Annotated in this window: 21 protein-coding genes; 11 read left to right on the top strand and 10 right to left on the bottom strand. The window is 63.7% G+C overall.

Annotated elements, in window-relative coordinates; translation table 11 throughout:
* Window positions 1-18: 18 nt before the first annotated feature.
* From iolB to iolC, 4 genes are all read right to left on the bottom strand, one after another.
* A complete protein-coding gene (gene iolB, locus JO965_RS24800; protein ID WP_203441587.1) occupies window positions 19-822 on the bottom strand; it encodes a 5-deoxy-glucuronate isomerase in 804 nt (267 codons plus the stop codon).
* 12 nt (window positions 823-834) lie between these two features.
* On the bottom strand, window positions 835-1,719 hold the full coding sequence (gene iolE, locus JO965_RS24795) for a myo-inosose-2 dehydratase (RefSeq protein ID WP_203441586.1): 885 nt from the start codon (window positions 1,717-1,719) through the stop codon (window positions 835-837).
* Between the two features lie 21 nt (window positions 1,720-1,740).
* Window positions 1,741-3,588, bottom strand: coding sequence for a 3D-(3,5/4)-trihydroxycyclohexane-1,2-dione acylhydrolase (decyclizing) (iolD, locus tag JO965_RS24790; RefSeq protein WP_203441585.1), 1,848 nt, complete (start codon window positions 3,586-3,588; stop codon window positions 1,741-1,743).
* A gap of 103 nt (window positions 3,589-3,691) precedes the next feature.
* Window positions 3,692-5,605: a 5-dehydro-2-deoxygluconokinase gene (iolC, locus tag JO965_RS24785; RefSeq protein ID WP_203441584.1), complete on the bottom strand. Its 1,914-nt coding sequence runs from the start codon at window positions 5,603-5,605 to the stop codon at window positions 3,692-3,694.
* 146 nt (window positions 5,606-5,751) lie between these two features.
* Here iolC and iolG point away from each other — a divergent pair, with 146 nt between their 5' ends.
* Window positions 5,752-6,741 (top strand): inositol 2-dehydrogenase, encoded by a 990-nt coding sequence (iolG, locus tag JO965_RS24780; protein WP_203441583.1) that lies wholly within the window; start codon window positions 5,752-5,754, stop codon window positions 6,739-6,741.
* A 228-nt stretch (window positions 6,742-6,969) separates the two neighbouring features.
* Here iolG and JO965_RS24775 read toward each other — a convergent pair whose 3' ends face one another.
* On the bottom strand, window positions 6,970-7,815 hold the full coding sequence (locus JO965_RS24775) for a MurR/RpiR family transcriptional regulator (protein ID WP_246776680.1): 846 nt from the start codon (window positions 7,813-7,815) through the stop codon (window positions 6,970-6,972).
* 281 nt (window positions 7,816-8,096) lie between these two features.
* Here JO965_RS24775 and JO965_RS24770 point away from each other — a divergent pair, with 281 nt between their 5' ends.
* From JO965_RS24770 to JO965_RS24750, 5 genes are all read left to right on the top strand, one after another.
* Window positions 8,097-9,038 carry a sugar ABC transporter substrate-binding protein gene (locus JO965_RS24770; protein ID WP_203441581.1) on the top strand — a complete coding sequence of 314 codons (942 nt, stop codon included), beginning with the start codon at window positions 8,097-8,099 and terminating at the stop codon, window positions 9,036-9,038.
* Window positions 9,039-9,109: 71 nt separating this feature from the next.
* Window positions 9,110-10,252, top strand: a complete 1,143-nt coding sequence (locus tag JO965_RS24765; RefSeq protein ID WP_246776679.1) for an ABC transporter permease — start codon at window positions 9,110-9,112, stop codon at window positions 10,250-10,252.
* Entirely contained in the window at window positions 10,252-11,037 is a 786-nt protein-coding gene (locus JO965_RS24760; protein WP_203441580.1) for an ATP-binding cassette domain-containing protein, read from the top strand. Before JO965_RS24765 ends, JO965_RS24760 begins: the two co-directional genes overlap by 1 nt.
* 409 nt (window positions 11,038-11,446) lie before the next feature.
* The gene (locus JO965_RS24755) at window positions 11,447-12,577 is read left to right on the top strand and encodes a Gfo/Idh/MocA family protein (protein ID WP_203441579.1); all 1,131 of its coding nucleotides are present in this window, start codon (window positions 11,447-11,449) and stop codon (window positions 12,575-12,577) included.
* A 21-nt stretch (window positions 12,578-12,598) separates the two neighbouring features.
* Window positions 12,599-13,039, top strand: a complete 441-nt coding sequence (locus JO965_RS24750; protein ID WP_203441578.1) for an SRPBCC domain-containing protein — start codon at window positions 12,599-12,601, stop codon at window positions 13,037-13,039.
* Window positions 13,040-13,187: 148 nt separating this feature from the next.
* Here JO965_RS24750 and recQ read toward each other — a convergent pair whose 3' ends face one another.
* On the bottom strand, window positions 13,188-14,990 hold the full coding sequence (recQ, locus tag JO965_RS24745) for a DNA helicase RecQ (RefSeq protein ID WP_203441577.1): 1,803 nt from the start codon (window positions 14,988-14,990) through the stop codon (window positions 13,188-13,190).
* Entirely contained in the window at window positions 14,987-16,258 is a 1,272-nt protein-coding gene (locus tag JO965_RS24740) for a TIGR03862 family flavoprotein (RefSeq protein ID WP_203441576.1), read from the bottom strand. Before JO965_RS24740 ends, recQ begins: the two co-directional genes overlap by 4 nt.
* A 151-nt stretch (window positions 16,259-16,409) precedes the next feature.
* Here JO965_RS24740 and JO965_RS24735 point away from each other — a divergent pair, with 151 nt between their 5' ends.
* Entirely contained in the window at window positions 16,410-16,874 is a 465-nt protein-coding gene (locus JO965_RS24735) for a CAP domain-containing protein (protein ID WP_203441575.1), read from the top strand.
* A 60-nt stretch (window positions 16,875-16,934) separates the two neighbouring features.
* Window positions 16,935-18,713 carry an SLC13 family permease gene (locus JO965_RS24730; RefSeq protein WP_203441574.1) on the top strand — a complete coding sequence of 593 codons (1,779 nt, stop codon included), beginning with the start codon at window positions 16,935-16,937 and terminating at the stop codon, window positions 18,711-18,713.
* A 60-nt stretch (window positions 18,714-18,773) separates the two neighbouring features.
* Here JO965_RS24730 and JO965_RS24725 read toward each other — a convergent pair whose 3' ends face one another.
* Window positions 18,774-19,025, bottom strand: a complete 252-nt coding sequence (locus JO965_RS24725; protein ID WP_203441573.1) for a hypothetical protein — start codon at window positions 19,023-19,025, stop codon at window positions 18,774-18,776.
* A gap of 209 nt (window positions 19,026-19,234) precedes the next feature.
* Here JO965_RS24725 and JO965_RS24720 point away from each other — a divergent pair, with 209 nt between their 5' ends.
* Entirely contained in the window at window positions 19,235-19,990 is a 756-nt protein-coding gene (locus JO965_RS24720) for a hypothetical protein (protein ID WP_203441572.1), read from the top strand.
* 153 nt (window positions 19,991-20,143) lie between these two features.
* On the top strand, window positions 20,144-21,100 hold the full coding sequence (locus JO965_RS24715) for a DMT family transporter (protein WP_203441571.1): 957 nt from the start codon (window positions 20,144-20,146) through the stop codon (window positions 21,098-21,100).
* Here JO965_RS24715 and JO965_RS24710 read toward each other — a convergent pair.
* A complete protein-coding gene (locus JO965_RS24710) occupies window positions 21,063-22,022 on the bottom strand; it encodes a hypothetical protein (RefSeq protein ID WP_203441570.1) in 960 nt (319 codons plus the stop codon). The genes JO965_RS24715 and JO965_RS24710 overlap by 38 nt on opposite strands.
* Before the next feature lie 255 nt (window positions 22,023-22,277).
* On the opposite strand from JO965_RS24710, the gene ribA reads away from it, so the two are divergent.
* Window positions 22,278-23,390, top strand: a complete 1,113-nt coding sequence (gene ribA, locus JO965_RS24705) for a GTP cyclohydrolase II RibA (RefSeq protein ID WP_203444343.1) — start codon at window positions 22,278-22,280, stop codon at window positions 23,388-23,390.
* A 231-nt stretch (window positions 23,391-23,621) separates the two neighbouring features.
* Here ribA and JO965_RS24700 read toward each other — a convergent pair whose 3' ends face one another.
* Complete coding sequence (locus tag JO965_RS24700; protein WP_203441569.1) at window positions 23,622-24,791, bottom strand: M20 aminoacylase family protein; 1,170 nt, start codon at window positions 24,789-24,791, stop codon at window positions 23,622-23,624.
* Window positions 24,792-24,809: the final 18 nt, after the last annotated feature.

Here is a 24,809-nt window from a genome sequence, read left to right as displayed (position 1 = left end):
ATCAAGAGACAGACGGCCTCAGGCCTTTTTGAGCATCCATTCGTGGTCCGGATCGTTGTGGAACTTCCAGATCCGCTTCGGACCGGCCATCACGTTGAGATAGTAGAGCTCGTAGCCGTGTGGAGCGCCGACAGGGTGATAGCCCTTCGGCACCAGCACCACGTCGCCGTTCGCCGCCGCCAGCGTCTCGTCGAGCGAACGGTCATCCGTATAGACCCGCTGCAGGGCGAAGCCCGAAGGAGGGTTGAGACGGTGGTAATAGGTCTCTTCCAGAAGCGACTCGGTGGGCAGCATGTCCCGGTCGTGCTTGTGGGGAGGATAGCTCGACCAATGGCCGGAGGGCGTGATGACCTCGACCACGAGCAGGCTCTCCGCGGCTTCGGTCTCGGGCAGGATGTTGCGCACATGGCGCGTGTTGGTGCCCTGGCCGCGGGTTTCCTGTCCGACCTGATCCGGGCTGATCACGCGGGCCGGGAGCTTGCCCTCGGCCGGCGCAGTGCACACGGCGATCTCGCAATCCGTCTCGGCGTTGAGCGACCATCCGGATTTAGCCGGTACATAGAGCGACCACGGATCCGGCTCGAACGGCGAGGCGCGCCCGCCGATCACGCCGAAATCGCTGCCCCCTGCGCCCACATGCGCTTTGCCTGAGAGCATGACGATGCAGGCTTCCCGGTCGCCTGTCGCCTGGCGGAGATTCTGCCCGGCTTTCAGCTGGTAGACCTCGAACCCCACATAAGTCCATCCGGCGGATTCCGGCGTGATGGCGTGGATCCGGCCTTGGTTATCGGGCTTCGACGGTTTGACCAGGAGCTTCGACATCGCAACTCTCCCTTAACGCAGGCCGGCTTCCTTGAGGGAGCGGGTGAGATTGGCATAGCCCATCTTGGCGTAGGTCAGCGGATGAGCCTTCTTCGGGTCCTGCTCCGCCTCGATCACCACCCAGCCGTTATAGCCCGGCAGTTCCTTGAACACCGAGACGAAATCCACCATGCCGTCACCCGGCACGGTGTAGACGCCTTCGATGACGGAATCGAGGAAGCTCCAGCCTTCAGCCTTCGACTTTTCCATCACGTCCTTGCGTACATCCTTGGCGTGCACATGGCTGATGCGGTTGCGATAGCGGCGGGCGAGCGCAGCCGGGTTGGCGCCGCCCCAGGTGGCGTGACCGGTATCGAGCAGAAGATGAACCGCTTCGCCGGTCGATCGCATGAAGGCGTCGATATCGGCCTCGGATTCCACGATGGTGCCCATGTGGTGGTGATAGACTACGCGCACGCCTTCCTGCAGGGTGCGTTCGGCCACTTGCGTGATGCGGCGGCCGAACTCGGCCCAGTCGCCGTCTTTCATGACAGGACGCTGCAACAGCGGCTTGGAGCGATCACCGTGAATGGCGTTCGACGTCTCGGCGAAGACGAGCACGTTCGATCCCATGGCCTTCAGGAGATCGAGATGCGGCCGCAAAGCCTTCATCTCCGCATCCGCATCGCGCTTCAACAACTCGGCGGAATACCAGCCGGACACGCAGGCGAGTCCAAAGGGTGCCAGCGCTTTCTTCAACGCTTCCGGTTCGCGCGGAAACTTGTTGCCGAGCTCCATGCCCTCGAAGCCTGCTTCCTTTGCCTCGGCCAGGCAGACCTCCAGCGGCGTCTCACCACCGAGTTCGGGCATGTCGTCATTGGACCAGCCGATGGGATTGGCCCCGATGCGGATCGTCATGTTCTTATCCTTCTATCTTGATCAATCGCCCACCCGCTGTGCGGTGAGAGCATTCTCGTAATTCTTTCGGGCGGAGTTCACCTGATCGCGCACCGAGACTTCGGGCACCGCCACATCCCACCAATGACCGCCTGCGTCGGTGGAGGCGAGCGGGTCGGTGTCGATGACGATGACGGTGCTGCGATCTGCACTGCGCGCCTGCTTCAGTGCGTCTTCCAGCTCGCCGATGCCTTTCACCTTGATTGCCTGCGCACCGAGACTCGCTGCATGGGCAGCAAAGTCGATATCGGGAAGCGTCACATGGTTCGTGTGCTGCAGCAGGTTGTTGAAGCTCTCGCCGCCGGTGGCGCGCTGCAGGCGGTTGATGCAGCCATAGCCGCGATTGTCGAGAAGCACGACGGTCAGCTTTTTGCCGAGCATCACGGAGCTGGCGAGTTCGGAGTTCATCATGAGGTATGAACCGTCGCCCACCATCACGATCACTTCGCGGGACGGATCGGCCATCTTCACGCCGAGCCCGCCGGCGATCTCGTAGCCCATGCAGGAATAGCCGTATTCCATGTGGTAGCCGAGCGGTTGCAGAGCCTTCCAATGCTTATGCAATTCGCCCGGCAGGCCGCCGGCCGCGCAGACAACCACGTCTGTCGGCTGCGAGGTGCGCTGCACGGCGCCGATCACCTGCGCGTCAGACGGCAGTTCCGCGTTGGTCGGGTCGGTATAGCGAGCGGCGGTGTCGAACCAGCGCGCCTTCTCGTCCCGAGCCTTCGCTGTCCAGGCCTCCGGCGCTTTCCAGGTGCCGAGCGCGCGGCTCAGTTCCTCAAGACCCACACGCGCATCGGCGACGAGCGGTGCCGCATTGTGCTTCGTCGCGTCAAAGGTCTGCACATTGAGGCCGACGATGCGCCGGTTCGGGTTCTTGAACAGGGCCCAGGAACCGGTCGTGAAATCCTGCAGGCGCGTGCCGACGGCGATCACCACATCGGCCTCTTCGGCAAGCGCGTTGGCGGCGCCCGTGCCGGTCACGCCGACGGCGCCGAGGCAGGCCGCGTGATCATGCGCAATGCTCGACTTGCCTCCTTGAGTCTCGCCGACAAACAGGCCGTGTTTCTCTGCGAAATCGGCCAGAGCCTTTTCGGCATTCGAATAGAGCACACCGCCGCCGGCAACGATGAAGGGTTTTTTCGCTTTGCGAATGAGATCGGCTGCTTCCGCGAGCTCTGTCTCGTCCGGACGGATGCGGCGCGGCGTCCAGATCTTTTCCGCAAAGAAACTCTCCGGATAATCGTAGGCCTCGGCCTGCGTGTCCTGGCAGAGCGCCAGCGTCACCGGTCCGCACTCGGCAGGATCGGTGAGCACGGTCATCGCCCGCTGGAGCGCGGGGATGATCTGTTCAGGGCGCGTGATGCGGTCGAAATAGCGGGAGACTGGGCGGAAGCAATCGTTGGCCGAAACCGTGCCGTCGGAAAAACTCTCAACCTGTTGCAGCACTGGATCGGGCTTGCGGTTGGCGAAGACGTCACCGGGAAGCAGCAGCACTGGTAGCCGGTTCACATGTGCCACGGCGGCAGCCGTCACCATGTTGGTGGCGCCGGGGCCGATGGACGTGGTGCAGGCCATCATGCGGCGGCGGCGGGACGCTTTAGCGAAGGCAATCGCCGCATGAGCCATGCCCTGCTCGTTATGGCCGCGATAGGTGGGAAGCTGGTCGCGCACGCCGTGCAGCGCCTCGCCCATGCCCGCCACGTTGCCGTGGCCGAAGATCGCCCAGACACCGCCGAAGAGCGGCAGGATTTGCCCGTCTATCTCGGTTTTCTGCGCCGTCAGGAATCGGGCGACGGCTTGCGCCATGGTCAGGCGGATCGTGCTCATACGGTTTCCTCTCGAATGGCGCCGGCAACAGAGGCAGCAGCGTTCTCAGGTTTTCTCGTCCATGAAAAGAGGGCGGAGCCAAACCGAAGCTCCACCCTTGGTATTAAGCAGCTTTCGCGCGGCTGGACATCTTTTGCCATGAATCGACAAGGCGCCGGAAGCGCGAGGCCATGTCATCGACGGCCGCCTCGTCCGATATCTCACCCTTGAGCCAGCGCCGCGCGGCATCGTTGAAGATCGTGCGGCCGACCGCGAAGCCCTTCACCTGCGGCTCCTTGGCAGCGGCCGCGAAAGCGGCCTCCAACTCGTTCTCGGGCGCTTCGAGGCCGAGCAGCACGATGCCACGGCAATAGGGATCATTTTTCGTGATCACCGCCCCGATGGCATGCCAGGCCGCTTCATCCCGCTGCGGCTCGAGCTTCCACCAATCGGGCTTGATGCCGAGATCATAGAGGCGCTGCAGGATGCCCGCGACGGTATCCGTCTTGAGCGCTCCATGCTTTCCCGCGATGATCTCGACCAGCAATTCGCGGCCGATGCGGCGCGCGGCATCGTGCAGGCGAAGCAGGTCGTGTTCCTGGCGCTCCTTCAGTTCCGGCGGATCGTCCGGATGATAGAAGCACAGGCATTTGATCGTGTGTCCCACGGGCCATTCCACGAGCTTGGCTCCGAGTGAGCCGCCGCCTTCGAAATCAAGCGGGCGCGAGCCCGGCAGCTCGACCGGCCTGCCGATCCAGAACGGATGGTCGGCCGCGCGGAACAGGGCCTCGCGTCCGTAGGTACCGTCGATCAGCATGCCGAAGCCAGGGCGGCCACTCGCCACCTTTGCGGCGGCCTCGACGGCCAGAACCTTGAAATCGGGAATGCGCTCGATCGGCGCACCGATCTCCTTCGCCAATGCTTCCAACTGCATGCGATGATCGATGGCGAGCGCCATGAGCGTGTCGCTTTGCGGTCGGCGCGTCGTTGCCCAGTGGATGTGGTTGATGTCCTCGTCGAAGCGCAGGGCCTTATGGCGGCTGCCCGCTTCGAGGAAATGCTGCAGCTCGGGGAAGGTCGGGATCTCGGGCGAGCAGAGCAGGCGCGAGACCGCAAACGCCCCGCTCGCATTGGCATAGGCGCAGCAGGTCTCGAGCTTCTCACCCTTAAGCCATCCGCGCAGGAAGCCGGAGAGAAAGGCATCGCCTGCGCCGAGTACGTTATAGACGTCGACCGGGAAGCCGGGACCCTTCACGCCGTCGTCGAGCGAGGCGGGGATCTCACTGGGAAACACCACGCAGCCCATGGGGCCGCGCTTGCACACGATGGTCGCCTTCGAGATCGCCCGGATGGCCCGGATGGCAGCGAGCGTATCTTCCGATCCACCCGCGATGTGCAACTCCTCCTCCGTGCCGACGATGAGATCGCAATCGGCGAGAATGGGTTTGAGGTGCTCCGTCACCGCATCGGAGCGCACATAGCGCGACTCGCCCGCGCCGTGGCCGAGCAAGCCCCAGAGGTTGGGACGATAATCGACATCGAATACGACCTTGCGGCCGTGCTCTTTAGCGATGCGGATCGCCTTCTTCTGGGCGGCGGCCGTGTTCTCGCGCGAGAAATGCGTGCCCGTGACGACGATGGCGGCGGCCGACGCGATGAAGCTCTCGTCGATATCGTCCTCGGTCAGCGCCATGTCGGCGCAATTGTCGCGATAGAAGATCAGCGGAAAGGAATCCTCGTCCCGCACACCGAGGATCACCAGCGCGGTAAGCCGTTCCCCGTCGGTGACGATGCCTTTCGTCGAAACGCCCTCGCGCACCATCTGCTCGCGGATGAAACGGCCCATGGCCTCATCGCCGACGCGGGTGACCAGACCCGATTTCAAACCGAGCCGCGCGGTGCCGATGGCGATATTGGCCGGGCATCCGCCCACCGCCTTGGAAAAGGAGGCCATGTCTTCCAATCTCCCGCCCACCTGCTGGCCGTAGAGATCGACCGAGGAGCGACCGATAGTGATGACATCCAGGGCTGGCTTCATGCTATTCCTCCCGCTGCCGGTCTTCGTCGGACCGTGTGAGAGCCGCGTCGGCCCTTGCAGTTATAGAACGTTTATTCTATTAGCAGCTTACGTTGGAATATCAATTCTAAATTTCACCGTAGCCGGCAAAGAATCAGAGAGGAAACATGATCAGGATCGCCGTTCTGGGCGCGGGCCGAATCGGCCGCATTCACGGGCGCAACGCCGCCAACCATCCGGATGCCCGCCTCGTGGCGGTGGCCGATCCGCATGCCCCCTCCGCACAGGAGCTGGCAGGGGCGACAGGCGCCGAGGTCGCGGCGCTGGATGAGATCGTCGAGCGCTCCGACGTGGATGCCATCCTCGTCTGCACGCCGACGACGACGCATGCCGATCTGATCGAGCGTGGCGCGCGCGCCGGCAAGGCGGTGTTCTGCGAGAAGCCTGTCGATTTGTCGAGCGCGCGCATCGAGACCTGCCTTGCGACCGTCGAGAAGGCCGGCACGCCGCTGATGATCGGCTTCAATCGCCGCTTCGACCCGAATTTCGCGAGCCTTCGTCGTCGCCTTGCCGACGGTGAGGTCGGCGAGGTCGAACTCGTCACCATCCTGTCGCGCGATCCCGGTCCGCCGCCGGTGAGCTACATCGCCACCTCCGGTGGTCTCTTCCGGGATATGATGATCCACGATCTCGACATGGCCCGCTTCCTGCTGCTCGGTGACGAGCCGGTAGAAGTGCATGCGGTGGGCTCGTCCCTCGTCGATCCGGCCATCGGCCAGGCCGGCGATGTGGACACCGCCGCCGTGATGCTGAAGACCGCCAAGGGCAAGATCGTGCAGATCTCCAATTCCCGCCGCGCCACTTACGGCTACGACCAGCGCGTCGAGGTGCACGGCTCCAAGGGCATGATCCGCGCCGGCAATATCCACCGCACGACGGTGGAGGTGGCGAATGCCTCCGGCATTACTGCCGATCCGGTGCAGGATTTCTTCCTGGAGCGCTATGCGGAGGCCTATCGCGACGAACTCACCACGTTCCTGAACGCCATCCGCGACGGCAAGCCGTGCAATCCGACCGGCCGCGACGGACTGATGGCCCAGCGTCTCGCCGATGCGGCAACGGAGTCGGCGCAGAGCGGGAAGCCGGTGCGGATATAAGCAGACGTCATCCCGGACGGCGTAAGCCGATCCGGGAGCGTTGAATCATTGAAACGCTGTCATTCCGGGGCCGCGTAGCGGAGCCCGGAATCCATAACCGCTGACGCTGTTTCACTCTGCAACCACAGTGTTTATGGATCCCCGCCTGCGCGGGGATGACAGCGTTGAGGTTCGTGCGCCAGATTCTACCAACGATCCCGGATCGCCTTTGCCGTCCGGGATGACGGGCTAACCTTCCGCCCGCTTCTCCGCCGTTCCCACAGCCAGCGCCATCGCCAACGCAAACGACGCGGAGAGCGACCGGAAGGCGCCGAAATCGGCTTCTGCGACCTCAAGCCAGACATCGGCATTCGTCACCAGCGGACTGAAGGCGGAATCCGTGATCGCCACCACCGGCACATCGCGCTGCGCGGCCGCTGCGGCGAGGTCGGCCGTGACAGGCGCGTAGGGCGTGAAGCTGATGGCGAGCACCGCGTCGCGCTTCGTCGCAATGGCGAGCTGTTCGGGGCCAAGCTGGCCCACATGGTCGATGAGGATCGCCCGCACTCCGAGCTTGCCGAACGCATAGGCGCAATAGGCGATGACCGGGAACACCCGGCGGGCGCCGAGGAGATAGACCGTATCGGCCTTGGCCAGGGTCTCGATGGCGCGAGACAGTTCCTCTGGGCGCACCGAGGCCTGCATCCGATCGAGAGAGACGGCCGCGGCATGGGTGAAGCCCTCGAGCAGGGAGGCCGCATGCACGTGATGCCCTTCCGCGTCGCGCAATCCCTTGAGGCGCTCGCGGTAATCGGGAAAGCGCTCGCGCAGGCGGTCGCGAAAAATCTGCTGTAGATGGGAGAAGCCGTCGTAGCCGAGGCTCTTGGCGAAGCGCACCAGCGTGGAGGGCTGCACGCCGGCATGTTCGGCGATGCCCGCCACCGTTCCGAAGGCCATGTCTTCGGGATGCTCCAGCGCAAAGGCCGCGAGCTGCTTCAGGCGCTTCGGCATCGATTCGCGGCGGCTAAGCAGCAGTGTCCGCAACCCGTCGAAATCGTCAGGAACCTCTGTCGTGACCGCTTCTGCACCACCCATGCTGTTCCGTTGCTCCATGTGCTCGACCCTGGGCTCCAGATCGGGCCTTGACCCAATCCTACAAAAATGGAATAAAAATTCCAATATAGAAACAAAAAAGGTTCTGACGTTCCGTTTTGACGGACGATCGGATCGGCAGAGGGAACGCTGTACGGACGGTGATTCGCCCTTCGGCTCATTTGTTTTCTCTCTGCCCGGTGAGGCAAGCGGCAAGGCCGCGGCGGTCGCCGCAGCGCACAGGCGTTGCGGTGCTCGCATGAGAACCATCTGGGAGGAAGAGCATGAAAGCACTCGTTACCGGTCTGGCCGCCGCAGCGGCTCTGACCTTTGCCACTGCTGCCCCAGTCGCGGCGCAGCAGAATACCCGCATCATCGTCGTCAGCCACGGCCAGGCCAACGATCCGTTCTGGTCGGTGGTCAAAAACGGCGTGACGGCGGGTGGCCAGGATATGAAGATCCAGGTCGATTATCGGGCACCTGAGACCTTCGACATGGTCGCCATGGCCCAGCTCATCGATGCGGCGGTGAACCAGAAGCCGGCGGGCCTGATCGTCTCGATCCCGGATTCTTCGGCGCTCGGCCCGGCGATCCAGAAGGCGGTCGCCGCCGGCATTCCGGTGATCTCGATGAATTCCGGCTCCGACGTATCGAAGAAGCTCGGCGCGTTGCTCCATGTGGGCCAGGACGAGGTCGAGGCCGGGCGCATCGCCGGCGCGAAGCTGAAAGAGCTGGGCGGCAAGGTCGGCTTGTGCGTCAACCAGGAGGTCGGCAACGTGTCGCTCGATCTGCGCTGCAAGGGCTTCGCGGAAGGCTTCGGCGGCAAGGTGACGGTGCTTCCCGTCACGAACGATCCGGCGGATGTACGTGCCAAGGTGAAGGCGGCGGTTGCTGCCGATGCCTCCATCGACACGATCCTGGCGCTCGGCGCCGGCACGGCGGGTGAGCCGTCGGTGGCGGCCGTGAAGGAGGCCGGTAAGACTGGTGCCATCCGCGTCGCCACCTTCGACATGTCGGCCGGCTTCCTCAAGTCGGTGGCGAGCGGCGAGGCGCTCTTCGCCATCGACCAGCAGCAATATCTGCAGGGTTATCTGCCGGTGGTGTTCCTGGCGAACTATGCCAAATACGGCCTGATGCCCGGCGGCAATGTGCCCTCCGGCCCGAACCTGATCACGAAGGACAAGGCCAGCCAGGTGATCGATCTGTCTGCCAAGGGCATTCGCTAACACATCGATCGGAGCCTGCGGTCGCAGCGACCGCAGGCTCCTCCATTTTTGGATTCATTTGGGAGGCGCTCATGGTCGACACCACCCAGCCGACCGCCAATCTCGCACCGGCCGCGGCCGTCAAGAAAATTCAGGACGAGCGCCTGCGGGAGGTCTCCCTCCTCACAAAGATCATGCGGCGGCCCGAGCTCGGCGCATTGGCCGGTCTCATCCTCGTCACGATCTTCTTTCTGTCGACCGCCGATGCCTCGATGTTCACGCTCGCGGGCATCATGAACATTCTCTCTCCTGCCTCGCAGCTCGGCATTCTCGCTATCGCCGCTGCCCTCCTGATGATCGGCGGTGAGTTCGATCTCTCCATCGGTTCCATGGTGGCCTTCACTGGCTTGGTCTTCGGCGCTTTCATCACGCTGAGCGGCTGGCCGCTCCTTGTCGCGATCGCTGCGACCTTCGTCGTGGCGGCGGTGCTCGGTGGGCTCAACGGCCAGATGGTGATCCGCACACGGCTTCCATCCTTCATCGTCACGCTTGCCTTCCTGTTCATCCTGCGCGGCCTCTCGCTCGTCGGCTTGAAATGGGCGACCGGCGGCTCGACGCAGATGCGCGGCATCGGCGATCAGGCGGGCGAGGGCCTCATCCGCGAACTCTTCTCAGGCGTCGCCTTCGAGGGCGTGTTCTCCTGGCTCGCGGCGAATGACATCATCGCCAAGTTCCCGAATGGCACGCCGACCGTGACGGGAATGCCAGTCTCCATCGTCTGGTTCATTCTCTTCGCCCTTGCAGCCACATGGCTTCTTCTGCGCACACGCGCCGGCAACTGGATCTTTGCCGCCGGCGGCGATGCCAATGCGGCGCGCAATTCCGGCGTGCCGGTGGACCGGGTGAAAACGGCGCTCTTCATGCTCACCGCCGCTGCTGCCGCCCTTGTCGCCATCCTCACCGTGCTCGATGCCGGATCGACCGATGCGCGGCGCGGTTTCCAGAAGGAGTTCGAGGCCATCATCGCCGCGGTGATCGGCGGCTGCCTGCTCACCGGTGGCTACGGCTCGGCCATCGGGGCGTTCTTCGGCGCCATCATCTTCGGCATGGTGTCCATCGGCCTCACCTATACGCGGTTCGATTCCGACTGGTTCCAGGTCTTCCTCGGCGCCATGCTGCTGCTGGCCGTGCTGTTCAACAACTTCATCCGCCGCAAAGTGACGGGAGAGCGCTGATGGACAAGCAAGCTCCGCTCATCGATATTCGTAATCTCGTCAAGCATTTCGGCTCGGTGATCGCACTCTCCGGCGTGTCGCTCACCGTCCATCGCGGCGAGGTCATGTGTCTGCTCGGCGACAACGGCGCCGGCAAGTCGACGCTGATCAAGACGCTCGCCGGCGTCCACAAGCCGACCTCGGGCGAGTTCTTCGTCGAAGGCCAGCCGGTGACCTTCACCAGCCCGCGCGATGCACTCGATGCGGGCATTGCGACGGTCTATCAGGACCTTGCGATGATTCCGCTCATGTCGGTCACGCGCAACTTCTTCATGGGTCGCGAGCCGGTGAAGGGCATCTGGCCGTTCCGTAATGTGGATTTCGACCATTGCGACGAGGTCACCCGCGAGGAGATGCACAAGATCGGCATCGACGTGCGCGATCCGCACCAGGCCGTCGGTACCCTGTCCGGCGGCGAGCGGCAATGCGTGGCGATTGCCCGCGCCGTCTATTTCGGCGCCAAGGTGCTGATCCTCGACGAGCCGACATCGGCGCTCGGCGTGGCGCAGACCTCCATGGTGCTGAAATACATCCACCAGGTGCGGAGTAAGGGCCTTGGCGTGATCTTCATCACGCACAATGTGCGCCATGCCTATGCGGTGGGTGACCGTTTCACCGTGCTCAATCGCGGCAAGACGCTCGGCACCTACAAGAAATCCGAGATCCAGATCGACGAGCTGCAGAATCTCATGGCCGGCGGCAAGGAATTGCAGGCGGTGTCGGAAGAACTGGGTGGGATGGTGTAGGAGCGGCAATACCTATGCGATCCGCGCTTCGAATAGCCGAGGCTGTCGCCCTGGTATGGTGGCTTTTTGCACTAGGCGTCACCTATCTTGTTACAATTCATCTTCCATATGCCCCACGCAACTCATCCATTTCAGGTTGCTACGTTACGAGCGATTGGTTCGAGTATATAGATTGCGGATCACCACTTGCATCTGCAATTCTCGGTAATGTGCTGACCTGGGCCATGTTCTGGATGAAGGATACTGAGGTGCTAATTTTTCTCGCCTCTGTACCCATCCTGATGCCTTTAGGATTGCTCTGGATAGCGTCTGCTATTCTCGTGGTAAGCGGCGTATTCCGCTTGATCCTGAGAGCAAATGCGAACTCCAGAACCAGAAGATCTGGGTAGGCTTAATCTGGAGAATTGGAATGACGTCACTCGGCATCGGTCTCATCGGCACGGGCTATATGGGCAAGTGCCATGCGCTTGCCTGGAATGCCGTGGCGGCGGTCTTCGGCGATGTGGATCGGCCGCGTCTCGCGGTGCTGGCTGAAACGTCTCAGGAACTTGCCGAGAGAAAAGCGCGCGAGCTCGGCTTTGCGCGTGCCACCGGCGATTGGCGCACGCTCGTTACCGATCCTGACGTCGATGTGGTGTCGATCACCACGCCCAACGCCTTCCATCCCGAGATGGCGATTGCGGCTCTGGAGGCGGGCAAGCATGTCTGGTGCGAGAAGCCGATGGCGACGAAGCTGGTTGATGCGGAGCGGATGCTGGCTGCTGCGCGCGCCTCGGGCAAGGTTGCGGCGCTTGGCTATAACTACATCCAGAATCCGATCATGCGCCTGATCCGCCGCCTCCTCGACGAGGGAGAAATCGGCGAGGTCAATCATGTGCGTCTCGAGATGGACGAGGATTTCATGGCCGATCCGGGGGAGCTCTTCTACTGGAAGAGCGCGGCGAGTTCCGGCCACGGTGCGCTCGACGATTTCGGCGTCCATGCGCTGAGCCTGATCTGGGTTCTGTTCGGCGGCGTGCGCCGTGTCTGCGGGCATATGGCCAAGCCTTACGCGGACCGCCCGGTGAAGGATGGCGGTCGTCGTGCGGTCGAGACCTACGACATCGCCACGACCCTGATCGAGCTTAACAATGGCGCTTCCGGCATAATCGCGCTCAACCGCTCAGCCTGGGGCCGCAAGGGGCGCATCTTCGTTCAGCTCTTCGGCTCGAAAGGCACCATCGTCTATGACCAGGAGCGGATGAACGAGGTGCAGCTTTATACGGCCGATGGAGCGAAGGATCGCCAAGGCTTTCGCACCATCCTGACCTCCCCGCATCATCGGCCTTATGATAAATTCATTCCCGCGCCGGGACATGGGCTCGGCTTCAACGATCTGAAGATCGTCGAATGCCGGGAACTGATCCGCCGCATCGATGGGGAGGCCGCCCATCTGATTACGTTCGAGGATGGCATCCGCATCGAGCGGGTCGTGGATGCGATCGCGAGGAGCGCGCATTCGGGCGTCTGGGTAGATGTCCCAGTGAGTGAGGACAGATAAGCCGCTTAAGGAGGTTCGACCATGAAAGTCGGGACAACAGCGGATCGGATCGTCATCGAGTACGATATCAGGCAAGCGCCGCAGCAGATCTGGGCCGCATTGACCGCGCCGGAAGCGATTACGGCCTGGTGGGGTAACCACGTGAGCCTGGATGCGAAAGCCGGCGGTGCTTTCCGTGAAGAATGGACCGATGAAACCGGACGAAGGGTGGTCACCACCGGAACCGTGAGCCGATTCGAGCCGCCGGAATTCCTCGAACTCACCTGGGCCGACGAGGACTGGCCCCAGCCCACCCAGGTGTCCATGGTTCTCGATCCCGTCGCGGAGACGAAAACGCTCCTGCGGCTCGAGCATCGCGGCTGGTCGGTATTGCCCGCAGACAAGAGGCAGCGGCTGATCGAGCAGCATGCAGCGGGCTGGCATCACCACTTACGGGATCTCGAGGCTTATCTGGGCAGGTAGGTTGCCTGCTAAAGGCTTGCCGGAGTGACAACCTCCACGTCATCACCGGCCTTGTGCCGGTGATCCCGATTTCATGAGACGCCGCGCTCTTCCTTATTGGGATAGCCGGGACAAGCCCGGCCACGACGGAGGTGCACTCGTAAGCGTCTTAAGCCGCGTGCGCCTTCAACACCTCAAGGAAGGCATCCGCATAGCGGTCGAGCTTGGCCTGTCCGACGCCATGAATTTCACCGAAGGCGCGCACGGTTATCGGCCGCTTGGCCACCATGTCGATCAGGCTGCGGTCGGAGAAGATCACGTAGGCCGGTACGCCCTCTTCCTTGGCAAGCCGCGTGCGCAGGGCCTTCAGATCGAGGAGCAGCGGATCGTCGGTGGGCACCACGGATTCCGCTTCCATCCGCGAGCGCCTGCGGCGGCGCTCGGCGGGCTTCATGAGCACGTCGGAGCGCAGCTCGATCCGCTCCTGGCCTTTAAGCACCGCGACGCCCTTGTCGGTCAGCGTCCAGCGGCCGTATTCGGCGAGTTCGAGTCCGATCAGGCCCGCCGCATAGATCTGTCGCAGCAGCGAGCGCCATTCGGTTTTCGAACGGTCGTTGCCGACGCCAAAGGTTTTCAGCTTGTCATGGCCGAAGCGGCGGATCGAATCCGTCTCCTCGCCCACGAGGATGCTGATGAGATGCTCGGTGCCGAAGCGCTCGCCCGTGCGCACGATGGCGGAGAGAATCTTTTGCGCCTCGATGGTGCCGTCAAAGGACATCACGCCATCGATGCACAGATCGCAATTCCCGCACGGTTCGGTGCTCTCACCGAAATAGGCGAGCAGGGTCTGGCGGCGGCAGCGCGGCGCTTCGCATAAGGCGACGAGGGCGTTGAGGCGCTGACGTTCCACACGCTTCTGCTCGTCTGCCGCGTCGCTCTCCTCGATCTGCAGCCGGCGCAGGCGCATGTCGTCGAGGCCGTAGAGGGTGAGCGTGTCGGCCGGTGCGCCGTCACGGCCCGCGCGGCCGATTTCCTGATAATAGGCCTCGATGGATTTCGGCAAAGCCGCATGAGCGACGAAGCGCACGTCGGGCTTGTCGATGCCCATGCCGAAGGCGACGGTCGCCACCATCACCACGCCATCCTCCTGCAGGAAGATGTCCTGGTTCTTGGCGCGGTCGGCTTGCGGCATGCCGGCGTGATAGGGGAGCGCGCGATAGCCGGCCTGGCTCAGGGAATCGGCGAGTTTCTCGGTGGCATCGCGGGACGAGCAATAGACGATGCCGCTCTCATGCCGGTGCTTGTCGAGGAAGGCAAAGAGCTGACGCCTCGAATGTTCCTTCGCCTGCATGGCAAGACGCAGGTTCGGCCGATCGAAGCCGTGGATGAAGAGGCGCGGCTCCTCCTCGAACAGGCGATGCATGATGTCGCCGCGCGTCGCCACGTCGGCAGTCGCCGTGAGCGCGATGGTCTGCACGTTGCCGAGGCGCTGGCGCACTTCGCCGAGCATGGCGTATTCCGGCCGGAAGTCGTGGCCCCATTGCGAGACGCAGTGTGCTTCGTCGATGGCAAGCAGGTTCACGCCGGCGCGTCCCAGCCATTCCGTGGTGCCGGTATTGGCGAGCCGTTCCGGCGAGGCGTAGAGAATGCGCATGCTGCGGTCGCGCACCGCATCGACCACGCGGCGGTTCTCGGCCGGGTCGTTGGCGGAGTTGAGGCTGCCCGCCTCGATGCCGAAATGCCGAAGTGCGGCCACCTGATCGCGCATGAGGGCGATGAGCGGCGAGACGACCAGGGTCAGGCCCTCGCGGGCGAGCGTCGGCAACTGGTAGCAGAGGGATTTGCCCGCACCGGTCGGCATGATGGCGAGAACGTCCTCGCCGGCCAGCACGGCGCGCACGATCTCCTCCTGTCCTTCGCGAAAGGAGGGGAAGCCGAACACATCGTGGAGAATCTTGGCGGGATCGATCACAAAAGCCGTGTGGCCGATGACGGATTCAAGGTCAATGCGTCATCGGGAATCCCTAAGCGGGCCAGGACGCCTTTCGCAGCGGCAATGCCGGTGGCGAAACTGGCCTGGAGCAGGTAGCCGCCGGTCGGCGCCTCCCAGTCCAGCATCTCGCCGGCCACGAAGGTGCCCGGCATCCGGCGCAGCATCAGGTGCTCGTCCACCTCGTCGAACGGCACGCCGCCGGCGCTGGAAATGGCGCGGTCGAGAGGCTTCGTGCCCGTCAGTGTCAGGGGCGCGGCCTTGATCAGGCGGGCGAGCGAAACGGGGTCCGACGGCAGGGCAGGGGACACCTCCCGCAGCAGCGCGATCCCGACCGGGCTGAGGCTGGCGCCTTTCCGCAGGAAGGTGGAGGCCGACTGGCCTTTGCGTGGGGCGCTCAGGCGCTTGGCGAGAGCCTCCTCGGACAGGTCGGGTCGCAGGTCGAGGTGCAGGGTGGCGCTGCCCAGCTGTTCGATGGCATCGCGGAGCCTGGCCGAGAGGGCATAGACCGCGCCGCCCTCGATCCCGTTCGCTGTGAGGATGGCCTCGCCCTTCACGGTTCTGTCCTCGAAGGTCAGGGCGATTCGCTTCAGGGGCTCACCCTCGAAGCGGCTGCGCATGATGTCGGACCAGGGAAGGGTGAAGCCCATATTGGCCGGCCGGAGGGGCGAGACCTGGATACCGCGTTGGGACAGAAGCGCCACCCAGGTTCCATCGGAACCGAGCCGGGGCCAGCTTGCGCCGCCGAGCGCCAGGATGGTTGCCGCGGGCTTGACCTGGACTTTCTGGCCGGCCGCATCGGTGAAGACCAGATGGCCGTCCTCGTCCCAGCCCTGCCAGCGATGGCGCAGACTGAGGCGGATTCCGAGGCCCTCCAGGCGCGACAGCCAGGCGCGCAGAAGGGGCGAGGCCTTGAAGGCTTTTGGAAACACGCGTCCGCTGGAGCCCACGAAGGTCTCCTGTCCCAATCCCTCGCTCCAGGCGCGCAGATCGTCCGGACGGAAGGCCTCGATCAGGGGGCGCAGCTGCGGCTCGGCCTCGGCATAGCGAGTGACGAAGCGCTCGAATTCCTCCGAATGCGTTAGGTTCAGCCCGCCCCTTCCCGCCATGAGGAGCTTCCGTCCGACGGACGGCATCTGGTCGTAGACGGTGACCTTGAGGCCTGCACGTCCCAGAACCTCCGCGGCGATCAGGCCGGCGGGGCCGCCGCCGACGATGGCGACATCAGAAGAGGAGGGACTTGAGGACATGCGGTCAGCTGACGCGGGAGAAGGTGAATTCTGGACCCCCACGCTTCAACATGGCATGCAGCGTCATCGGGTTCATGGCTTTTGCACATGAACGCCACGGGCTATTTTTGCAAGGGGAGCGGCGCTTAACGCCGCCCGAAGGGGATTTTTCATGCGGGTTCTTTTCATTGTGGGCTTGGTGGCCCTGGGGCTGGCCGGCTGCGCCGGCGACTGGGCGCTGACCCCCAAGGATGCCGTCCTGGCGAGTTCCACGAACGATGCCGCCGAGGCTGCCAGGCTGATCTCGGCTTACCGCGTCTCGAAGGGCCTGAGCCCGGTGACGGTGGATTCCTCTCTCAACAAGGCGGCGGAGCATCAGGCCCGGGCAGTGGCGGCGGCGGGCCGGCTCAGCCATGGCAGCTTCGCCAGCCGCATGGATGAATACGGCATCATCGGCTATTCCGCGGAAAATCTTTCGGCCGGATCGGATTCGGTCGACGGCGCCATCGGGCGCTGGAAGGCCTCGCCCGGCCACAACAGCAATCTCCTGATGCCCCAGGCCCGCAAGATCGGGCTCGCCCGCGCGGACGCGAACAACCGCTACGGCCGCTACTGGGCGCTCGTTCTCGGTCAGTAAGCGTGGCACTCATAGAGGCCTGGAGCGTTAGGAATCGAGTTCCTCTCGCTCGCGGCCCGCATGACCCATCAGCAAATGCTCGCCTTTGCCATCGTCACCGGGATGATGGCACTCTTCGTATGGGGTCGCTTCCGCTACGATCTCGTCGCGGTTCTGTCGCTCCTTGCCGCGGTGCTGGTCGGCATCGTTCCAGCCGACAAGGCTTTTGAGGGCTTCAGCGACGACATCGTCATCATCGTGGCGAGCGCGCTCCTGGTCAGTGCGGCCATGGCGAAATCGGGGGTGCTCGAGGCCGGGCTGAACCGGGTCGGGCCCTACTTGCGCACCACGCAGATTCAGGTCGTCGTGCTCGTCGCCGTGGTGACGGTTCTCTCTGCCTTCGTGAAGAATATCGGCGCGCTGGCGATGATGATTCCCGTCGCGTTCCAGATCGCCCGGCGCACGAACACGCCGCCTTCGAGCTTCCTCATGCCGATGGCCTTCGGCTCTCTGCTCGGCGGCATCGTGACCCTGATCGGCACCTCACCCAACATCATCGTGTCGCGGGTCCGAGAGGAGCTTCTGGGCGAACCCTTCGGGATGTTCGATTTCACGCCGGTCGGGCTCGGCATCGCGTTGGCGGGCGTCGTCTTCCTCGCCTTCGGATATCGCCTGCTCCCACAAGGCCGGAAGGGCGCTGCATCGCTGGATGAAGCGCTCAACATCAAGGACTACGTGACCGAGGCGCGCGTGACATCCAATTCCGACGTGGTCGGGAAAACCGTGGCGGATCTGCACAGGCTCGCCAATGGCGAGGTGAAGGTCGCGGCCATCATCCGCAATGAAACTCGCAGCTCACGTCCGCTCCCGGATGCGGCCATCCGCGAGAACGACCTGCTCATGCTCGAAGGCGAGCCGGATGCGCTCGAGAGCACTGTCGCCCGGGCCGGACTGAAGCTCAGTCGGGAGCATCGTCAACCTGAGATGGACGAGGTAACAGATGAAATCGGCGTCATCGAAGCCATCGTCGGGCCGAACTCGGCGCTTGCAGGCGTTTCGGCGGAGGACATCGGACTCTACGAGCGCTACGGCGTCAACCTCATCGCCGTCAGCCGCAGCGGCGAGCGTTTCAAGGAGAGGCTGCGCAAGATCGTCCTGCGTTCGGGCGATGTCATCGTGCTCCAGGGCAATCTCAAGAAGCTGCCGGATACCTTGCGCGAACTCGGCTGCCTTCCCCTGGCGGCACGCGAGATTCGCCTCGGCAGCGCGCGCCGGAGCCTCGTTCCCGCGGCGATTCTCGTTGTCACCATGGTGCTGGTCGCCCTCAACATCCTGCCCGTGGCCATTGCCTTCTTCGGAGCGGGCGTCCTCCTCATCCTCTTCGGCTCGCTTACCCTGCGCGAGGTCTATGAGACCATCGAGTGGCCGATCATCGTCATGCTGGGCGCGCTGATCCCGGTCAGCGAATCGATCCGCACGACCGGCGGCACGGATCTGATCGCCGGATGGCTCTCATCCGCCGCCAACATGCTGCCGCCGACCGGAGCCCTCGTGCTCATCATGGTGGCCGCGATGGCGGTGACGCCGTTCCTCAACAATGCCGCAACGGTGCTGGTGATGGCGCCGATCGCGGCGAGCTTCGCCACCCAGCTCGGCTTCAGGCCCGATGCTTTCCTCATGGCGGTCGCGATCGGCGCTGCCTGCGACTTTCTCACCCCTATCGGCCATCAATGCAACACGCTGGTGATGGGGCCGGGCGGTTACCGATTCGGCGACTATTGGCGGCTTGGGCTGCCGCTCTCGATCCTGGTGGTGGTGATCGGCGTGCCGCTCATCATGCTGGTCTGGCCGCTGCAGTAGATCGTCGGACCCAAAAGGGGGCAGCGCTTTTGGGATCGATCCGATGCGTCTTCATTCCCGTCAGCGGAAGATCGCCGTGAGGAGCAGGGTGGTGCCGGCAATCGAGGTCGAGAGAGCCACGATCATGGCCCAGATGTGCAGCCGGTCCCGCTCTTCCTGGTTGAGCAAGGGGCGATAGCGCGAATCAGAGCGGCCGAAGATGAAGCTGGTGTTCCGCGCCGGCCGGGGATCGTGCGGCAGCACGCAGAAGCTCGACCGCACCGTCTGTTGACGGACGCTGTAGGACGTTTCGCGGGAGAGCGGCGGGGTCATGGCGGGACGCTACACGGGGCAGGATTGCGAGCGAGAGGTTCGCCTCAAAGGCGTGAAGGAGTGGTAAAGGCGCCAAGCTTTTCCCCATCGTCGTAAACCAAACCTTTCCGAAGGACCGCTGTCAAAAGCCGCTCAGGTCCGCTTCAGACCCCGCTTTTCATGGGGCGTCGATTGCGTTACGTAGTATCGTATTCGTCATGGAGAGGCCCGTGGGCAAGGGATCGGGTTTGGGAGCAATCGTTGCGCTGGGGCTGATATTGTCCGCGTGCAATCAAACGGGCGCAGGTTCGGCCGCCGGTGAGATTGCCGCGGCTCTGGACCCGACTGGGATCTCCAGCGCCGCCATGGAAATCGCTGAGGCCGGTCAGGCGGCTTCCGGTGGAGTGGACTTCAGCGCCCTTGCCCCTCGCCTTGCGGACATCGCGGCCGGTAACACGTCCGGCCCGAACTACATGGCTTCTCTCGACCGCCAGATCGCGCTCACGATGGCCAAGCAATCGGCCAAGATGGCTCAATCCGCCCGCAACACAGCCGTGGATGCTGCCGTGGGCGCGGCCTTGAGCGGCGGGACGAGCCTTGTGGGTTCGGGCTACGGCCTCGCCATGCAGGGCGCCGGCAATGCCATGCTGGCGGCTCAGCTGGCTGGCGCCAGGGCGCAGGCAAGTGCCGATGTGGCAAGGGCGGAGGCTCAGCAGAAGGCCGAACAGCTCGTCCCGGATGCGGATCGCCCGTCGGAAGCGCGGGCTGTGTTGTCGATCCTCGGCGGATCTTCCGGGACCAGCGCCTCGTGGCAGAACCCCGCCACTGGCGCGTCCGGAAGGGTGACCCTCAAAGTCATGAACAAGAGGATGTTCGGTGGCCTCGATTGCCGCTCGATTCAGCGGGAATGGAGAAGCGGTTCAACATTGCGCCGAGGCGATATGCTGGCCTGCCGCAACAAAGGTGAATGGTACGCCTTTTCATAGCGCATCGCCCTGGCCGATGCGCGGTTTGAAAAGGGAAGCATCGGGCGGGTCCAATCGTGCTTTCCACTTTTCACATCCGATGCTTAAGCAGAAAACGGGTCGTCACATCATCATCCGTATGTCATGTCGTAAGCCGATTCTGAAAGCGCAGACATGACACAAGCCTCCGTCCAAAAAACCATGACCGCGTCCGATTGGGCGCTGCTTACTGTCCTCTCCATTGTCTGGGGTGGCTCCTTCCTGTTCGTGGGCGTGGCCGTTCGCGAATTGCCGCCGCTGACCATTGTGGCGCTGCGGGTGATGACGGCCGCATTGGCGCTGCTCCTCGTCCTGCGGATCATGCGCGTGGAACTGCCACGTACCCGTCAGGTCTGGGCTGCCTTTCTCGGCATGTCGATTCTCAACAACGTCATCCCCTTCACGCTCATCGTTTGGGGACAGAGTCATATCGCGAGCGGCCTTGCCTCCATTCTCAATGCGACCACGCCGCTCTTCACCGTGATCGTGGCGCATTACCTGACGGCGGACGAGCGCCTGACGGGGCAGAAATTCGCAGGTGTCATTGTGGGCTTCGTCGGTGTCGCGGTGATGATCGGAGCTGCGGCTTTCGCTTCGCTGGATGCGAGCATCCTGGCGCAGATCGCGGTTCTGGGCGCTGCCCTGTCCTATGCCTTTTCAGGCGTGTTCGGGCGGCGCTTCAAGACCATGGGCATTCCGCCGCTCGCCACCGCCGCCGGGCAGGTCACGGTGTCGAGCGCGATTCTTTTGCCCACGGCGCTGATCGTCGACCAGCCCTGGACGCTCACGATGCCGAGCACCGGAGCGATCCTGTCACTCGCAGCCCTCGGCCTCGTCTCGACAGCCTTCGCCTATCTGATCTTCTTCCGCCTGCTTGCGCGGGCTGGCGCCACCAATGTCGGCCTCGTGACCTTCCTCATCCCGGTCAGCGCCATCCTTCTCGGCGTGCTGATCCTCGGCGAGACACTGGCTGCGCGTCATATCGTCGGGATGGTCCTGATCGGCACGGGGCTCGTCCTGATCGACGGGCGTCTCGTCTCCACGCTGGCGCGATTTACCGCGAAGGAGCCGGTGACGCGCGGAAACGGTTGAACATCATGTCGGGCGCGCTGGTATTGTGGCGCGAGGGGAGAAGGCGTCCCATCCACGCATCGGTCGCCTTCGCGCCCTGAAAGTTCATGATCATCTCCTCGTGCCAGGAGCGGGCCTTTTCCTCACGCACGGCGATGCGCGCCACATCCGCGTTGAATTCGGTCACGTACATGGAACGCAGCCCTGCGAAGGGCAGGCCAGACACGCCCTGATCGAAGGCGACGTCCAGGGTCATGCGCTCCTCGTTGAGGGCCTTGACGGCGACACTCGTCTTGCCGCCCTTCGCCAGGGTCAGCGTGAAGGTCATGGTCTTCGGATCGAAGGCGACATCCTTCAGATTGACCACCGGCCGCTGGTCGAATTCCACCGGGCCGACGAGGAAGGAAGAACCATAAGAAGTCCAATCCAGATGCTCGGGCGGAAGCGGCTTGATGCGCCAATAGCCATCGCCCGGATAGATCACGAGCACTTCGATCGCCTTGTCGCCGCGCTTCTTGAGCAGCTGGAGGAGATGGATCCTGTGCGTGACCTTATCGCCGATGGTCACCGTGACGTCGCTCGGGCGCCAGAACTCGGTGAAGGACAAGCCCATGATGCGGACATTCGCGTCTTCATAGAGCGTCGACATGGTCGGATGCGGCTTCGCCGAGGTCTCCTCGGAGATGTCCTCGCAGGCGGTCCAGTCCGGCTCCCAGCGGTCCTGGCGCAGCGAGCCCATATAGGCCGGATGCACGGCCTCGATCTGGAAGTGCTTCACCTCGGGCGAAGCGAAATTGATCGCCACGTTGTCCTTTTCCGCGCAGAGCACCGGCTCGCTGGTATTCGTCACATCCACGGCCAGCCCGTCGAGGGTGGCGGCACCTGCCGTGGAGGCAAGACCAAGGAATCCAAGGGCAATGAGCCGGGACAAGAATTGGGGCATCGTCAATGATCTTTACGGAAGCTAAAGCGGCGGGAAGCGCCAGAGATAGCGCGCCCTGACTATGCCGTCGAGCCAAGACACCTTTGCAGGCGAGCCTGTTGATTCGACATGGCTGCCATCGCATCTATGCGATTAGGGATCGGGGGAGGCCTGTGATAGGGTGAAGGCGTCCTGAAGCGTGGCTTCAGGGGCAAATGACCCTCAAACAACCCCCTTCTCGCCGGATTTGAGGCCGTTTTTCTTGAGTTTTCGATGATGCGCCTGACCTTGAGCCTGTCCGACAATCCCGCCACGACTTCGGTCGAGCGGGCGATCATGGAGTTCCGCAGCGCCCGTCCCGTGGTGATCGACGGGGCGGAGGGCAGCGCGCTCGTGGTCGGTGTCGAGGATCTGGGCGAGGCCATGAGCACCGAAATCGAGGCCATCGCGGGAGGTCACGCCTATCTCGTCCTGCCGGCGGCAAGGCTCCGCCGGCTCGGCCTCGAGCGCGAGGTCCCCGGCCGGGTGGCTCTGCCCGTGGTGGACCGCAGCCGCGTGGAGGCTCTGGCCCTCAAGGTCGATAGCCGCATCGATGCGCCGGTCCGGCCCACCGATACGCTGGACGGGGAGGCTCTGGAACTGGCCCGCCTGTCGCTCGTTCTGCCGGCCGTGATTGTCGTGCCGCTGACGAAGGGCGTCGAGATCGATTCGTCGCTCGTGCGGGTTTCCGGAGAGGCCATTCGCGGCTATCGGCGCGCCAAGGCGGCCGACCTGAAGATCGTCAGCCGGGCGCCGGTGCCGCTGGAAGGCGCGCCCACCAGCGAGTTCGTGGTGTTCCGCGGTGGCGAGGGCCTGCGCGATCAGGTGGCGATCGTGGTCGGCAAGCCGGATTTCTCCAAGCCCGTGACCGTGCGGCTGCATTCGGCGTGCCTGACCGGCGATCTCTTCGGCAGCCTGAAATGCGATTGCGGCGACCAGCTGCGCGAGACCGTGCGCTTCATGGCGCAAGCCGAGGGCGGCATCCTGCTCTATCTCGACCAGGAAGGACGCGGGAACGGCATCGCCAACAAGATCCGGGCCTACAAGCTCCAGTCGCAGGGCTACGACACCTATGACGCCGACGAGGTTCTGGGCTTCGAGGCCGATCAGCGCCGCTTCGATTTCGCGGCCGTGATGCTGCAGGAACTGGGCGTGAGCAAGGTCCGCCTCATGACCAACAACCCGGAAAAGATTGCGGCTTTGGCCAAAGCCGGCCTCGAGGTGATCTCCGATCATCGCGTGCTGGGCCGTCCCACGGCGGAGAATGTCAGCTACCTCGCCGCCAAGCGCGATCGCGCCGGGCACTATATCGATCTCGAGGGCATGCTCGCCTGCTCGAACAAGGATTGAGCCCTCCGTTCATCGGCAGTTCCGATCAATCCCTGGAATGCAGGAAGGCTGGCCCCGTTAGCGCATCGTGCGGACCCAGAGGGCCGCGTCAGCGACCCGAAGGGCCACGCCAGTGAAAAGTGGACCCGGTTTTCTGTACCCAACGATGCGCTCATCAAAGAAGGAGCATCGGATTGATCCCAAAAGTGCCCTCCACTTTTGGGCCCGATGCTCTAGAGGCCAGCCTTTGTTTTAGCGCGTCGGCATGCCGGTCTCGACGATCTTCGCCCAGAGCGAGACGCCGTAGGGGCTCGCCTCGTCGTTGAAGTCGTAGGCCGGGTGGTGGACGCCGGCCGTGTCGCCGTTGCCGAGGAAGATGTAGGCGCCGGGGCGCTGCTCCAGCATGTAGGAGAAATCCTCCGCGCCCATGAGCGGAAGCACCGTCGTGTCGACGGCGTTCTCGCCGGCAACCGCACGGGCGACGTTTGCCATGAACTCGGTCTTGTCGGGATCGTTCATGGTCACCGGATAGCCGCGGTCGTAATCGACCTCCGCCTTGGCCCCGAAGGCGGCGCAGACATTCTCGACGATGGCGCGAATGCGCGTCTCGGCGAGGTCGCGCACGTCCGGAGAAAGAGTACGCACGGTGCCGAGCAGCATGGCCGTCTGCGGAATGACATTGAAGGCCTCGCCCGCTTTCACGGTGCAGACCGAGACGACCACCGAATCGAGTGGATCGGCGCTGCGCGAAGCGATGGTCTGCAGGGCCGTGATCACATGGGCCGAGATGACCACCGGATCGATGCAGTCATGCGGACGCGCCGCATGGCCGCCCTTGCCTTCGATGGTGATGGTAAAGCGATCGGCGGCCGCCATCATGGCGCCGGGCCGGATGGCGAACTGGCCTACGGGGACGCCCGGCATGTTGTGCATGCCGTAGACCTCCTGCACGCCGAAGCGCTCCATCAGGCCGTCCTTCACCATTTCGTTGCCGCCGCCGCCGCCTTCCTCGGCCGGCTGGAAGATCACGACCGCCGTGCCGTCGAAATTGCGCGTCTCGGCCAGATATTTCGCAGCCCCGAGCAGCATCGCCGTGTGGCCGTCATGGCCGCAGGCATGCATCTTGCCGGGCACCTTGGACTTGTGGGGAACGTTCGTCGCTTCCTCGATGGGCAGCGCGTCCATGTCGGCGCGCAGGCCGATCACCTTGTTGGAATTGTTGGAGCGGCCCTTGATCACGCCGACAACGCCGGTCCGACCGAGGCCGGTCACGACCTCGTCGCAGCCGAAGCTCTTGAGCTTCTCGGCCACGATGCCGGCCGTGCGATGCACGTCGAACAGGAGCTCGGGGTTTTCATGGAAGTCGCGGCGCCAGGCGGTGATTTCGTCGGCAAGATCGGCGACGCGGTTGATGATCGGCATGAACGTTCCTCGGGTTTA

The sequence above is a fragment of the Microvirga sp. VF16 genome (genome assembly GCF_016864375.1).
Lineage (GTDB): Bacteria > Pseudomonadota > Alphaproteobacteria > Rhizobiales > Beijerinckiaceae > Microvirga.
The sequence above is the reverse complement of the archived record's forward strand: the minus strand, read 5'-3'. Positions and strand labels throughout refer to the sequence as shown.